The sequence below is a fragment of the Pseudoalteromonas sp. 2CM36K genome (assembly GCF_023161865.1).
Lineage (GTDB): Bacteria > Pseudomonadota > Gammaproteobacteria > Enterobacterales > Alteromonadaceae > Pseudoalteromonas > Pseudoalteromonas tetraodonis.
In genome coordinates this window covers 88,193-102,710 of sequence record NZ_JALNTK010000001.1, presented here as the reverse complement: position 1 = coordinate 102,710, position 14,518 = coordinate 88,193, and the positions used below count along the sequence as shown (strand labels likewise).

The 14,518-nt window shown below is 40.1% G+C and carries 16 protein-coding genes; 6 read left to right on the top strand and 10 right to left on the bottom strand.

Translation table 11 applies throughout. From position 1 onward, the window contains the following. Positions 1 to 7: 7 nt before the first annotated feature. From nqrE to MTN97_RS00440, 8 genes are all read right to left on the bottom strand, one after another. On the bottom strand, positions 8 to 616 hold the full coding sequence (nqrE, locus tag MTN97_RS00475; RefSeq protein ID WP_036979660.1) for an NADH:ubiquinone reductase (Na(+)-transporting) subunit E: 609 nt from the start codon (positions 614 to 616) through the stop codon (positions 8 to 10). Positions 617 to 626: 10 nt separating this feature from the next. Next, on the bottom strand, positions 627 to 1,259 hold the full coding sequence (locus tag MTN97_RS00470; protein WP_036979663.1) for an NADH:ubiquinone reductase (Na(+)-transporting) subunit D: 633 nt from the start codon (positions 1,257 to 1,259) through the stop codon (positions 627 to 629). Then, positions 1,259 to 2,008, bottom strand: a complete 750-nt coding sequence (locus MTN97_RS00465) for a Na(+)-translocating NADH-quinone reductase subunit C (RefSeq protein ID WP_024601889.1) — start codon at positions 2,006 to 2,008, stop codon at positions 1,259 to 1,261. Before MTN97_RS00465 ends, MTN97_RS00470 begins: the two co-directional genes overlap by 1 nt. Then, complete coding sequence (locus MTN97_RS00460) at positions 2,001 to 3,215, bottom strand: NADH:ubiquinone reductase (Na(+)-transporting) subunit B (protein ID WP_096038264.1); 1,215 nt, start codon at positions 3,213 to 3,215, stop codon at positions 2,001 to 2,003. Before MTN97_RS00460 ends, MTN97_RS00465 begins: the two co-directional genes overlap by 8 nt. A gap of 1 nt (position 3,216) precedes the next feature. Continuing rightward, positions 3,217 to 4,560: a Na(+)-translocating NADH-quinone reductase subunit A gene (locus MTN97_RS00455; protein ID WP_036983299.1), complete on the bottom strand. Its 1,344-nt coding sequence runs from the start codon at positions 4,558 to 4,560 to the stop codon at positions 3,217 to 3,219. A gap of 355 nt (positions 4,561 to 4,915) precedes the next feature. Beyond that, complete coding sequence (gene fabV / locus MTN97_RS00450) at positions 4,916 to 6,109, bottom strand: enoyl-ACP reductase FabV (protein ID WP_248473312.1); 1,194 nt, start codon at positions 6,107 to 6,109, stop codon at positions 4,916 to 4,918. A gap of 108 nt (positions 6,110 to 6,217) precedes the next feature. Further along, on the bottom strand, positions 6,218 to 6,529 hold the full coding sequence (locus MTN97_RS00445; protein WP_213607643.1) for a BolA family transcriptional regulator: 312 nt from the start codon (positions 6,527 to 6,529) through the stop codon (positions 6,218 to 6,220). Between the two features lie 409 nt (positions 6,530 to 6,938). Beyond that, positions 6,939 to 7,532 carry an alpha-ketoglutarate-dependent dioxygenase AlkB gene (locus tag MTN97_RS00440; RefSeq protein WP_248473310.1) on the bottom strand — a complete coding sequence of 198 codons (594 nt, stop codon included), beginning with the start codon at positions 7,530 to 7,532 and terminating at the stop codon, positions 6,939 to 6,941. Positions 7,533 to 7,575: 43 nt separating this feature from the next. On the opposite strand from MTN97_RS00440, the gene MTN97_RS00435 reads away from it, so the two are divergent. From MTN97_RS00435 to MTN97_RS00420, 4 genes are read left to right on the top strand one after another with little or no spacing between them, the layout of a single operon-like run. Next, a complete protein-coding gene (locus MTN97_RS00435; protein ID WP_248473308.1) occupies positions 7,576 to 8,724 on the top strand; it encodes a methyltransferase in 1,149 nt (382 codons plus the stop codon). Further along, the gene (locus tag MTN97_RS00430) at positions 8,725 to 9,285 is read left to right on the top strand and encodes a YajG family lipoprotein (protein WP_248473306.1); all 561 of its coding nucleotides are present in this window, start codon (positions 8,725 to 8,727) and stop codon (positions 9,283 to 9,285) included. A gap of 2 nt (positions 9,286 to 9,287) precedes the next feature. After that, entirely contained in the window at positions 9,288 to 9,908 is a 621-nt protein-coding gene (locus MTN97_RS00425) for a peptidylprolyl isomerase (RefSeq protein ID WP_008111880.1), read from the top strand. Positions 9,909 to 9,961: 53 nt separating this feature from the next. Continuing rightward, entirely contained in the window at positions 9,962 to 11,341 is a 1,380-nt protein-coding gene (locus MTN97_RS00420) for an AmpG family muropeptide MFS transporter (protein WP_248473305.1), read from the top strand. A gap of 68 nt (positions 11,342 to 11,409) precedes the next feature. Here the strand turns inward: MTN97_RS00420 and MTN97_RS00415 are convergent, their stop codons facing one another. Then, positions 11,410 to 11,649 (bottom strand): helix-turn-helix domain-containing protein, encoded by a 240-nt coding sequence (locus MTN97_RS00415; RefSeq protein WP_008111877.1) that lies wholly within the window; start codon positions 11,647 to 11,649, stop codon positions 11,410 to 11,412. Between the two features lie 362 nt (positions 11,650 to 12,011). Between MTN97_RS00415 and MTN97_RS00410 the strand changes: the two genes are divergently transcribed. Continuing rightward, positions 12,012 to 12,200 carry a hypothetical protein gene (locus MTN97_RS00410; RefSeq protein ID WP_036979680.1) on the top strand — a complete coding sequence of 63 codons (189 nt, stop codon included), beginning with the start codon at positions 12,012 to 12,014 and terminating at the stop codon, positions 12,198 to 12,200. Between the two features lie 57 nt (positions 12,201 to 12,257). Here the strand turns inward: MTN97_RS00410 and erpA are convergent, their stop codons facing one another. Continuing rightward, entirely contained in the window at positions 12,258 to 12,596 is a 339-nt protein-coding gene (erpA, locus tag MTN97_RS00405) for an iron-sulfur cluster insertion protein ErpA (protein ID WP_002958911.1), read from the bottom strand. Positions 12,597 to 12,834: 238 nt separating this feature from the next. On the opposite strand from erpA, the gene MTN97_RS00400 reads away from it, so the two are divergent. Continuing rightward, the gene (locus MTN97_RS00400; protein ID WP_036979682.1) at positions 12,835 to 14,517 is read left to right on the top strand and encodes a chloride channel protein; all 1,683 of its coding nucleotides are present in this window, start codon (positions 12,835 to 12,837) and stop codon (positions 14,515 to 14,517) included. Position 14,518 lies beyond the last annotated feature (1 nt).

Below are 14,518 nucleotides of genomic sequence, written 5' to 3'. Positions count from 1 at the left end.
GCTATTATTACAGTGAAATACCAGAGAATGACATAAAGCCAAGACCCATCAAGCCAACAGTGATAAAGGTAATACCTAGACCACGTAAACCATCTGGTACGTCTGAATACTTCATTTTCTCACGGATACCTGCAAGTAATGTAATTGCAAGCGCCCAACCCACACCAGCGCCAATACCATAAACAACAGACTCGCCGAAGTTATAGTTACGCTCAACCATGAATGATACCGCACCAAAAATTGCACAGTTAACTGTGATTAGTGGTAGGAAAATACCTAATGCGTTGTACAGCGGTGGGAAGAACTTATCTAATGCCATTTCAAGAATTTGCACCAGTGCAGCAATAACACCAATGAACGTTAAGAAACGTAAAAAGCTAAGATCCGCTTCAGGGTAACCAAGCCACTCTAATGCACCCGGTGCAAGTACCGCATGGTAAACCAAGTTATTAACCGGTACTGAAATACCTAATACAACAATAACCGCTACCCCTAGACCAATTGATGTAGTTACTTTTTTAGACACGGCTAAGAAAGTACACATACCTAGGAAGAAAGCTAACGCTAAGTTTTCAATAAAAACGGCTTTTACAAATAAACTAATATAATGTTCCACTTATCGCCCCTTACGCTTTAGCTTCTACTTGATCTTTCTTATAAGTACGAAGTACCCAAATGAATAAACCAATAATGAAGAATGCACTCGGTGGTAAGATCAATAGACCCATAGGCTGGTACCAACCACCATTTTGTACTAATGGAATAATATCAACACCGAATAGTGTTCCCTTACCAAATAGCTCACGAATGAAACCAACAGTAAGTAATACCACTGAGTAGCCTAAACCATTACCAATACCATCTAAGAATGACATAAGTGGTGGCGACTTCATTGCGTACGCTTCAGCACGACCCATTACAATACAGTTAGTAATGATTAGACCAACGAATACTGATAACTCTTTTGCCGTAGCGTAAGAGAAAGCTTGTAGTACTTGGTCAACCACGATTACTAATGATGCAATAATCGTCATCTGTACGATGATACGTACTGATGATGGGATATGGTTACGAATAGTCGAGATAAAAAGGCTAGAGAATGCAGTTACCAAGGTCAATGCGATTGACATGATTAATGCATTTTTTAAGCTAGACGTTACCGCTAGCGCAGAACAAATACCAAGTACTTGTAATGCGATTGGGTTGTTAGCGAAAACTGGACCGAATAGGACCGCCTTCATTTCTTTAGTATCAGCCATTAGTTCAATGCTCCTTTACGTACTTTCGCAAGGAAAGGGCCAAAGCCATTTTCGCCAGTCCAAAAGTCAACTGCATGGTCAACACCATTAGACGTTAATGTAGCACCTGAAAGACCGTCGATCTTGTGCTCATCACCGGCTGCAGTCCCTTTAACGATTTGGATTGGTAACTCTTTACCTTCCCACGTTGCAGTCCACTGTGGGTTTTGAATTTCACCACCTAAACCAGGTGTTTCGTTATGTTTGTAGAAAATAATGTCTTTAATAGTTTCGCCATCGCTTTCAAGCGAGATAAAACCGTACATTAAACCCCATAAACCATAACCCTGAATAGGAAGGATGATTGCATCAGTAGAGCCATCGTCTTTTTTAGAGATGTAAACAGGCGCACGTTTGGTAATACGTTGAATACCTGCGATGTCCTTAATCCCATTCTCTTTTAAAGATTTACTTAAATCAGCATCGTATTTGCTTTTTTCAAAGTCGAAATCTTCTACCGGCTCAGCAAACTCACCACTTTGCATATCAACAAAGCGAGTTTCGATTTTAGCTTCAAACGTTTCGGCAACGTTATCAACTTTACCAATACCAGCAGCAGCTAAGATATTACTTTGAATATCTTTTGCTTTATTTGCTTTTTGCAGAGGGCGAAGTTGCACAGACGTTAGCGACACAATAACTGCACACACTAAACATAATGAGACAACAACAGCTAGCGTTTTGCCAATTGATTCGTTATTACTAGACATTACGTGCCAACCTCCGCTTGATATTAGCTTGCACTACAAAGTGATCGAATAAAGGTGCAAACAAGTTAGCAAACAAGATTGCTAGCATGATGCCCTCTGGGTATGCAGGGTTTACTACACGGATCATAACTACCATAAAGCCAATAAGCGCGCCGTATGCTAATTTACCTTTATCGGTAAATGCAGCTGATACAGGGTCAGTTGCCATAAAGAACATACCGAATGCAAAACCACCTAATACCATATGCCAGTACCAAGGCATAGCAAACATAGCATTGGTTTCAGAACCAATAGTATTTAATATTGATGAGGTTACTACCATACCTAGGAATACACCTAGCACGATACGCCAAGACGCGATACGTACATAAATTAGGAATAAACCACCAATAAGCACTGCTAGTGTAGACGTTTCGCCCATAGAACCTTGAATGAAGCCGTAGAACGCATTCCACCACATTTGCATGTTAGCGTAACCTAAGTCACCACCTAACGTACCAGCAAACGCTTGACCAAGCATAGTCGCGCCAGAGAATGAATCTACGGCAGTCCATACTGTGTCACCTGAAATTTGTGCAGGGTATGCGAAGAATAAAAACGCACGACCAGCAAGCGCAGGGTTTAAGAAGTTACGACCTGTACCACCAAATATTTCTTTTGCGATAACTACACCAAAAGTAATACCTAGCGCAACTTGCCATAAAGGAATCGTTGCAGGCAGGATTAATGCAAATAATACTGAGGTTACGAAGAAACCTTCATTTACTTCATGCTTACGCACAGAAGCAAACAATACTTCCCAAAAACCACCGACAATAAAGGTTGTTGCATAAATAGGAAGGAAAAAACATGCTCCGTAGAACATTTTTGCGCCCCAACCAGCATCCACGGTTAACTCACCGCCTAATAACTGGAATAAACCTACTTGCCAAATGTTAGCTAGTTCAAAACCATTACCAAGCGCGATTGCAGCTTGATGACCAATATTGAACATACCAAAGAACATGGCAGGGAACGTCGCCATCCACACTAAAATCATCATGCGTTTTAGGTCAATGTTATCACGAACGTGAGTTGAACCTTTGTTTACGTAACCTGGCGTGTAAAAAATAGTCGCAGCGGCTTCATACAGCGCGTACCATTTCTCATGCTTACCACCTGGTTCAAAATGCGGTTCGATATCTTCTAAGAAAGTTTTTAAGCCCATTTTAGCCTTCCTTCTCGATCGTAGTTAAGCAATCGCGTAGGGCTGCGCCGTACTCGTATTTGCCAGGACAAACGAAGGTGCATAACGCTAAATCTTCTTCATCTAATTCAAGCGCACCTAATGAAATTGCACTATCTAAATCACGAGACAATAAGTCACGTAATAAAAGCGTTGGCAAAATATCAAGTGGCATAACACGCTCATAGCTTCCAAGTGGAACCATGGCACGTTTTGAACCGCCCGTAGACGTTGTCATTTTAAATAAACGACTCGGTGTAAGGTGAGACAAGAATGTACGCGTTACAGAGAATTTATCACTACCTGGTGCAATCCAGCCAAAAAATTCTTTTTCGCGACCTTCAAGTAAAACAGATACTTGAACATGGTAACGACCTAAGAATGCATGAACACCAGACGACGTAGCACCGGCAAGTACAGAACCAGAAATAACACGGTTATCACCGTCTTCTAATTCGCCTGCAACTAAGTCATCAAGTGAAGCACCTAATTGTGTTTTCACTAAACGAGGATTTTTAACGCGTGGACCTGCGAGAGAAACAACACGGTCTGTGTAAATTTCACCAGTAAGGAAAAGGTGACCATACGCAATAACGTCTTGGTAACCAATGTGCCAAACTTGCTTACTAGCAGATACTGGGTCAAGGTAATGGATATGAGTGCCAACAAGGCCAGCCGGATGCACGCCACCAAACTCATGTACTTCTACTTGAGCAATAGGTGAACTAGGAACTTGACTACCTGCTTGCTTACAAACAAATACTTTGCCATCGGTTAAACGTGACACAACAGCCAAACCTGCTTCAAATGCTTTCGCATTTTCAGCAATAATTACTGCAGGATCTGCAGCAAGTGGATTGGTATCGATAGCTGTCACAAAAATAGAGCTCGGATTTGCATCCAACGCTGCTACTTTACTAAATGGACGAGCACGAAGTGCTACCCATTGACCCGATTGGACTAGTACTTCTTTAGCTTTTTCACGATCTAAGCTGTTAAGCTCAGTTTCCGAGAAAGAACCAAAGGTGATTTGCTCACTGCCGTTTACTTCAATAACAACAGATTGCAGAACACGTTTAGCACCGCGATTAATTTCTTTTACTGTACCAGAAGCTGGTGCAGTAAATAATACGCCTGGGTTCTTTTTATCTTCAAAAAGTACCTGGCCTTTTTTGACTTGGTCATCCACACGAACATGCATGGTTGGACGCATACCGATAAACTCTTCACCTAGCACAGCTACACGTTTGACGGCAGAACCATCATGAATAACTTGCTGAGGTGCGCCCTCTAAGGGTAAATCCAGACCTTTTTTTATATTGATCATACGCACTTGCACTACATTAACGGAAAGAAACTGAAAAATCGTACTAACCACGCCGCTATTTGTATTATTGCAAGCTATATAAAATGACTCGCTAAAAATACCAAACAAGCAGCGCAGTAAAACTCCTCACATATTACTTTGATTTTAACATTATTGTGGCTGACTATGCGAGTGTATTTATGAAAATTATACGAGAGAAACGTTTATTTAGTTTTGTAATTAACAATTAATAAAATACAAGCTAGACCAAAGTGGTATATTAGCCAACAATTAGCAAATATTTTTTTAAATCAAAGCTAAAAAACAAAAAAGCCGCACAAGGCGACTTTTTCAAAAATGCGTTATCAGCGACAAGTTAGTCAATCATATTAGCAATAGGTGCAACAGGATTTACATCTTGTTCATAATCAACCGCGTCAATACCAAAACCAAACAAGCGTAAAAATTCATTATGGTAACCAATATAATCGGTTAACTCATCAATTGAGTTTGTATCTACACTATCCCAAATGGCTTGAACGCGAGATTGAACATCATCTTCCAGTTCTTTATAGTTTTGGAATAAATGCCCGCCATCATCAAAGCGAGGTGAATCACCATATAAGTTCTCACTAAATAGCGCATGAATTTGCTCAATGGTGCCTTCATACGTGCCATCAGCCTTCATCACTTTAAATAAGGCAGAAATATAAAGTGGCATGATTGGAATTGCAGAGCTTGCTTGAGTAACAACCGCATTAAGCGATGAAACGTAGGCTTCACCATTTAAATCTTGGGTAGCAGCTTTAATAGCAGCAGTGGCACGGTCTAAATCTTCTTTGGCTTTACCAATTGTTGCATGACCGTAAATTGGCCACGTTAGTTCTTTACCAATATAAGTGTAAGCCGTGGTTTTAAAGTTATCTGCTAATACATCAGCGTCCTTAAGTGCGTCAATCCACATTTCCCAATCTTCGCCACCCATTACTTTAATGGTGTTGTCGATATCGTCTTGGTTTGCCGCTTCAACAGTTACTTCATCAATTTCACGCTTTGACGTATTCAAGTTTTTAGTGGTTACCGCATTACCAATTGGCTTAAGCGTTGAAGAAAACACTTCGCCGGTATTTGGATCAGTACGACGAGGTGACGCTAAGCTGTAAATAATACAGTCAACTTTACCTAATTCAGCTTTAATGGTGTCGATTGCTTTTTGTTTAATTTCGTTAGAAAACGCATCACCATTAATATTTTTTGACCATAAACCTTCAGCTTCAGCGGCTGCTTGAAACGCCGCCGTATTATACCAACCCGCAGAGCCTGTTTTACGCTCAGTGCCTTCTTTTTCAAAGAACACACCTAATGTTTTAGCGCCACCACCAAATGCAGCGGTAATGCGAGACGCTAGGCCATAACCTGTAGACGCACCAATAACTAATACATTTTTAGGTGCATTTTTTAACGCCCCTTGCTGCTTAACATAATTAATTTGTTCTTGTACATGCTCTGCACAGCCTACTGGGTGTGCATTGGTGCAGATAAATCCGCGAATTTTAGGCTTAATGACCATTGATCATCCTATATCTTTTACAATAAAAATTAGCGCTAGTTTAAAGGCTAAAACAAAAAAAACTGATCTGATCAGTTACTCACTGCTCAAACCAATTCACTATACCTGTTATCCAACTTTTGAGCCGCCCATGCAATTAGGTGACTGCGGCGCTTCGCCGTCGTGCTCTGTAAATTCCTCAGGGGTATAAGTGTGCATCGCAAGCGCATGAATATGATTTGCCAGCTCATCTTTTAAAATTTCATTAATTTCACGATGACGCTGCAATAATCGCTTACCAGCAAATTCCTCACTGACTACAATCACTTTAAAGTGTGATTCAGTGCCTGCACTGTGCATATGGCTTTCGTTGATCACATTTAAATGCTTGCACGCAATCGCATCGGCTAGCTTGTTACGTATTTGTTGTTGCATTGACATAAAAACCATCCTCAAAATTCAGTTATGTGCTTACTATAACAACTGCGGCTATACCATGGCTAATGCTATTTAACTGAAACTATTATTAGAGTCTGTTGACCTTTCAAGATTAAATCTGCAGCAACCTGTTTAGTATTTAGGCAGGGCAGAGCCTATGTGGTGTGGTTATTCCCCATAAATAGGCGCTGCCCTTCGGGTTCTGCCTAGGGGCGATTTACTCTTTTGTTGCCTACATGGATGTAGGTAAGGGGCGTGAGCAGGACGCGTAAGCTTTGCTCGGCTTTTACTTATTCTTACATGGATGTAAGCCAGTAGAATAACGCAGGAGCAGTTATCGAGCCGACTAGGTTACAAACCTCGCGCCGCGATTAAACCGCTCCTAGTTTGAACAAATTATAATCCGCAAAGATCAACAGACCCTGATATAGCGAAACGTTAAACTTATTCGAGGGTGTTTAAGCGTTGTTTGTTTGGGCAATGCATGTTGGTAATTTTGTTGGCTTTGGCCGCTCATTATTAAACAGCTACCACTTTGTAATTTAATGTTAGTAATGCTGTTACTTACTTTGTGTTTAAGTTTAAATAATCGCTCTGCGCCAAGCGATACACAGGCTATGGTAGGCTCCAACCCTAGTTGCGCCTCATCATCGCTATGCCAGCCCATACTATCGTGGCCATCTCGATAGTAATTAACCAAAATTGAATTAAACGGTTGCTGTAGGTAATTTTCTAAACGTGTTCGCATAGCAAGTAATACGTCTGGCCAAGGCTCTAAATCGAGTTTATGCCCAGAATAGCCGTACTCAAGATTCTCTTCGCTGATAAAACATTGCAACCTTGGTATTGGCCCCGTTTTGCCAAACACCGTGATATTTGGTTGTTGCCAATTTAAGTTTTGCTGCAAATAATAAAATAAACCGAGGCTTTTTTGCGCACTAAGCACCCTACTTTGATAAGAAAAGCCATTTGGTAACAGTTGGGGGTTGGCGTTTGGCGGTTGCATGTTAGAATTTACCTATCATTTGATTACCGATCATTAAACTATTATGACTACGCAAGCTACGCTCGGCGATAACACCTTTACTCTTGAACGCTTTCCTTTGGATCAAAAAAACCGCAGCTTACAAGCGTGGGATTCAGCAGACGAATACCTCATTGACTATGTTAATGAACACTACCCTGATTGTCGCTCGTTACTGATCTTAAACGACAGCTTTGGTGCACTTAGCTGTTATTTTAGCAAACAACAATTAACTGTTTGTTCAGTAAACGACTCTTATATTAGCCATCAGGCGGCGGCTCATAACTTAGCGCAAAACAAAATTGCAACAACTGCGTTTAGCCAGCTTGATAGTTTATCGGCTTTGCCCGAACAAGTAGACCTAGTGTTGGTAAAAGTACCACGCACATTGGCTTTTTTACAATATCAGTTATCTGAATTAAGCGAAGTACTGGCGCCCGATACACCGGTTATTGGCGCAGCAAAAACTAAAGACGTGCATAACTCTACTATAAAAGCATTTGAAGATTTTATTGGTGAGACGAAAACAAGCCTCGCAGTAAAAAAATCACGCTTAATTATTAGCCAAGCCGCTGGCGGTTATAAAGGCGCAGATTTCCCAGTGAGCTGGCCACTCGAAGGCACTGATTTTACAATAAGCAATCATGCCAATGTGTTTTCACGTGATTCACTTGATATAGGTGCGCGCTTCTTTTTTAATTATTTGCCACAAACAAATAAAGCCAAAAATATTATAGATTTAGGCTGTGGTAATGGCGTGGTTGGTTTAATGACATTAGCGCGCTGTCCTAATGCTCATATTAGCTTTGTTGATGAATCATATATGGCGGTTGAATCAGCTCGACTCAACATTGAGCTCAACATGGAAGACAAGTTTGAACAATGTACTTTTATAGAGAATGATTGTTTAACTGACTTTGAACGTAAAAGTGCTGATATTGTATTGTGTAATCCGCCATTTCACCAAGCACAAGCGGTTACCGACCACATAGCATGGCAAATGTTTAAACAAGCAAAAGACACATTAAAAGAAGGTGGCGAGTTGCGTATTATTGGCAATCGTCATTTAGATTATCATGGCAAACTAAATCGTATGTTTGGTAACTGTACTTTATTAGGCTCTAATAAAAAGTTTGTGGTACTCAGCGCAACTAAAAATAGTGGGACGTTATAAATGAAACTCATAAAGATATTATTGAGCTGTTGTACTTTAGTGGTTTTTTCGGGATGTGCCAATCAGCCTAATCAGCTTATTCTCAATCCCGTCTATAAAAGTGGACAAATAAGCTCAATCAATAACAGCTTAAACACCAGCGTGATTGATTTACGTGGTGACAGTGCAACCTTAAAGTTGATTGAATCGAGCAAAACAAAAACCATTGCCAGCACGGGTATTACTGAGTCAGTTAAAAGTGCACTAGACAGTGCGCTTAGTCGCAATGGCGCCAGCATTTCTAATTTAGCGCAATTGCGCTTTGAGTTAGATATTCACACGCTGCAAGCGGTAGTTACAGAAAAGCTAATGAGCCATACCAGTGCTGCCAAGATTGAATTTGAAGTGCGGGTGATTCGCCCTACCAGTAATTTCAGTAAGCGTTATAGCGGTAATGCTAATTTATCTGGACCACTTGGTCATGATAGAGCAAAAATTGAAGGTCAGCTCAATAAGTTGACTGAGCAGTTAATTACCCGCATTGTATCTGACCCTGAATTAATTGCATTTTTAGAAGGTTAATAATGAAGCAACTTTTTTTAATCTGCGTAAGCTTATTTTTTAGCGTAAATAGTTTAGCGGCACAAGAAGGCCGCTTTGTGCAAAAAGATAATATTTTCCCTCGAGTAGAAATTGTGACATCGTTGGGCAGCATTGTGGTTGAGCTAGACCGCTCAAGAGCCCCTATTACGGTCAATAACTTTTTGACGTACGTGTCTGATAAAAGCTATCAAGGCAGCGTGTTTCATCGTGTAGAACGCGATGTAGAAAATGATCGTGACTTTGTAATTCAAGGCGGTGGTTATGATAAAGATTACGATGGCCTACATGAAAACGACCCTATTTTTAATGAAAGCGGTAACGGCTTAACAAACGATATGTATAGCATTGCGATGGCTTATCAAGACCGTGAACCACACTCAGGAACGCGTCAGTTTTTTTTTAATATGGATGATAACGATCATTTAAACCCTGGCCGTGATTGGGGATTTGCCGTGTTTGGCAGTGTGATGGAAGGCTATGAAACACTCGATAAAATCATGGCTGTAAAAACCGGATTTAATGACAAAATTGGCTACAACTTTGTACCCGAAAAACCGGTCGTTATATTAAATATTAAGGTGCTTGAGCAAGTTCCTTTATAATTTTTTTAATAAGAGCAGCCTTAGCTGCTCTTTGTATAAGCCAATGAGCCTCTATGAATAGCACACTTTCTATTAGCGAATACTTTTCTTATTTTAAAGATAAACGTTTGATTAATGTTTTTATATTTGGAATGAGCAGTGGCTTTCCGTGGGTATTAATTGGCTCAGTAATGTCGGCATGGCTTAAAGATGAGGGCTTGAGCCGCAGCATGATTGGCCTATTTGGCATTGTGTTTGGTGCCTACAGTATCAACTTTTTATGGTCACCTTTAATAGACCGCACTAAACTGCCCTTTTTATATAATTGGCTTGGTCAGCGCCGTAGTTGGATCCTGTTTTGCCAAAGCTTTATTTTGCTTGGCACATTGCTACTTGCAGGACTTGATTTGAAAGCAAACCTAGCGGTTGCCGCCGCACTTTGCTTGTTAATCGCCATAGCCTCTGCAACGCAAGATATTGCAATTGACGCCTTTCGAATAGACACCCTTAGTGAAAATGAATCTCACAAAGCCACTGCGGCAGCTGCAATGGCCACCTCTGGTTGGTGGACTGGCTATGCTTTATTAGGAGCTGTGCCTTTTTACATGGCTGATATGCCAAATATTGACTGGCCACAGGTGTATTATTTTTTATCCGCGATTATGCTGTTATTAATTAGCTGTGTATTTTGGGCTAAAGAGCCACAATCAAATCGCGAAGCCGTACATGCCGAACTAGAACGTGTTTATCTTGAAAAACTCGCCGCAACTAAACAAACACCACTAACAAAAACGCTCGCATGGCTAGGCGTTACCGTGGTTGATCCGTTTAAAACCTTTTTTGCTAAAAATGGCGTTAAAACCGCGTTGGCGCTGCTGGCGTTTATTTTCTTATTTAAGATTGGTGAAGCATTTTTAGCGCGGATGTCGATTGTATTTTATAAAGAAGTTGGCTTCAGTAATACGCAAATAGCAAATTACTCAAAACTCGGCACGGGGTTAATCACCATTTTATTTGCCTTTTTGGGCAGTATTTTTAATCATAAATATGGCATTGTGAAAGGCTTATTTATTAGTGGCGTAGCCATGGCAGCATCTAACTTAATGTTTTCTTGGATAGCCTTAGCTGGTCCACAAGAGCACTTATATGCAATGGCAATTGTAGTTGATGGCTTTACCCAAGCTTGGTCTTTAGTGGCAATGGTTGCTTTTATATCTATGCTGTGTGACAGAGCGTTTAGCGCTACTCATTACGCACTACTAGCATCTCTGGGTAATTTAGGCCGTACGTTATTATCGAGTTACAGCGGTGTGGTTATTGATGATTGGCTAATGGGGAATTGGTCATTGTTCTTTGTATTAACTGCACTTATGGTTTTACCCTCATTAGTGTTTTTATTTCTAATTAGGCACAAACTATATTCACTAGAGCAAAATTATCATAAAAATACCTAATGCATCCCTGCACTAGTATTGGCTGTAGACGCTAATTTAACTTTACGATTAGAACCAAAAAGAAAGCGTTAGTCAGCTTTAATTAAGCTTAATGCTTCATACGGGTCGACTTCTAATGCATTACAGTAGCGAACAAACTCAATTACATCTAAACGACGTTCCTGATTTTCAATTTTGCCAATAAAAGAATGTGGCGTACCCAAGATTTGCGCTAAGCTGCGCATGGTGTAGCCTTTTTCATGGCGTTTAGTTTTAAGCCACTTTGTTAATTTTGCATTTTCTTCCGAAGATACGGTTTTACCCATCATATACAACTCCTACTCGTTGTTTAAATATACATATAGCTAAGCGCTTAAAATCGCCAACACTGTAAAACTACAACCACTCACTAAAGCGCAGTGTAAACGCTTACAATTCAACCAATAAAAAACGCTCAAATATGTATTAACACTTTATTATTGTGAAAAATGAAACCTTGCCCGTTTCACTCTTGGATACATTATATACCATTCACCGTTGATCTGAATGATTAATTAGTAATTATGCGATTAAAGTTTAACAACAAATATTTACTAAGTCTGAATAAGGTTAAATATTTTATAACTTTTTTGTTTCATTTAAATATAAGCCGTTTATTATTAACTTATTATTTGCTTAAAAAGGCTAAATCATGTTTAGACTACTTTTTTTACTGCCTATTATTTTATGCTTGGGCTGGTACTTTTTTTTGCGCCATTATGCAATTCCAATCAAACAGGGTAAAAAAGGCTTTATCTATATTTTAGTCTTCTCTGCGTTTGTGCTTGGCTTTTTTGTGTTAATGATGCAAATAACAGAATACAGCCCAACTGAGTTATGATTTTTTAAGCACATAAAAAAACCGCTGATTAAGCGGTTTTTTTGGATAACGATATTTTTATACGCTAAAACTAGCACCACAACCACATGTAGTGGTCGCATTAGGATTAGAGACAAAAAAGCGTGCCCCTTCTAATCCCTCGGTGTAGTCAACTTCACCATCAACTAAATATTGGATACTCATAGGGTCAATGACTAAGGTAACCCCGTTTTTAACAATTTCTAAATCGCCAGGATTCGCTTTTTCATCAAAAGTAAAACCGTATTGAAAACCTGAACAACCACCGCCTGTGACATAAACACGCAGTTTTAGATCTGGGTTTTCTTCTTCGTCGATTAACTGTTTAACACGCACAGCGGCTGCGTCGCTAAACTTAATGGGTAATTCTTCAGACATTTTATAACCCTCAATACCTTTATACTAATGCACCAGATTATCTAATACCTGAGTGTTTTAATCAAGTATAGTAAGCTCGCGTTTATAAGCTTTAATTAAAACAATGCGCGTTTAATCTGTTCAGTGAATCAATATACTATAAATTTAATTTAAATTAATCGGTTGTTAAAAATCTCAAGGACTTCCCTAGACTATTTTGATAAACTTGACGCCTAAAAATGCTACGGGGAAATAAAGCATGTGGCTTGAGCGACTGAGACGTCGATTAGCAAAACCAAAAACATCCGTACAATTATGCTTATTGGGCGTAAGTGCCGGACTAATTGCTGCATTTTTCATTATACTGTTTCGCCTAACCATTTTATTTTTTCAAAGTTTATTTTTAGAAACCCCTGACGACTTTACTACTCTCCCTACCCTAGAACGGGTATTAATGCCTTTGATTGCTGCACTTCTGATAGCCACATTTGCGGCTTTTACCGGCTTTAAACATTACCGCTTGGGTATCCCCTTTGTAATACACAGAATAAAACGTCATTACGGGCAAATGCCACTTTATAATACGGTTAACCAGTTTGTAGGCGGCGCGCTTGCACTGATCAGCGGTTTTTCTGTTGGCCGCGAAGGCCCCTCAGTTCACATGGGAGCAGCAGGGGCAAGCATATTAGCAAATAAACTACACTTACCCCACAACGCTATGCGTACCCTCAGTGGTTGTGGCGTTGCTGCGGGCATTGCTGCGTCGTTCAATACTCCTCTTGCTGCGGTTATTTTTGTAATGGAAGTCGTGCTCAGAGAATACAAAGTGCATATTTTTGTGCCGATAATGCTCGCAGCCGTTACAGGTGCATTAGCTACTCAATTTGTATTTGGTGAAGGCTCAGAACTTGCGCTAATAAGCATTGCGCCTTTAAGTGGTTGGCATTACCCCTATTTAGTTTTGTGCGGCATGGGATTGGGCGCGGTGGCTTATGCTTTTAATCAAAACTTAATGCTGATTATTAAAACCTTTAAACCACTTAGTATGTTTCCACGTTTAATAATTGCAGGGTGTATTGCCAGTTTAATTGCTTACGCAGTTCCACAAGCAATGGGCTCGGGTATGAGTGCGATAACTATTGCGGTTGAGTCACCAGAAAACATGCAACTACTCACCACTATTTTAATTGCTAAGTTATTAGCCACCTTATTTGCTATTGGCTTAGGTATTCCTGGTGGGTTGATAGGTCCGGTTATTGGGCTGGGCGTTTTAACCGGTACTTTAATGGCATTTTTTGCTCAATTTATTAGCCCCGGCACCGATATAGCCGGCACTTACGGGGTGCTGGGCATGGCAGGATTATTAGCGGCCACACTACACTCCCCCTTAGCGGCACTGACCACCGTAATGGAGCTGACCTCGTCACCAGAAATTATTGTGCCAGCGATGATCGTCATTACTACCGCCTACGTTACAGCTTTACAGGTATTTGGTAACCGCTCCATATTTTTACAGCAATTAGACTTTCAAGGGCTTCCCTATCATGTCTCTCCCGCCACTGAAGCCTTACAAAAAGTAGGAGTGATGGATGACATGGATGAAGACTTTAAACTGCTCTACTCCGACGATAAAGAGCAAATAAAAAACAGTCTAGATGCCATGGACAGCCAAACACCATTAATTGTATTTGATGAAGAAAATGGTTATCGCCTAGCTGAATATGACTTAAGTTTAATGTCTGATCAGGCGGTCAATATAAAATACATTAGCTTACAAGGTATTAGCAGCCAAGCCACCCTTGCAGATGCATTTGAAATTTTGAATGATAAACGCAGTGGTGCACTTTATGTATATAACTTGCTAGATAATCAACAAATTATGGGATTACTAAGGTGGGATCAAATCCACCATATTTTAACCATACGTAACAGTTTACTTTAAC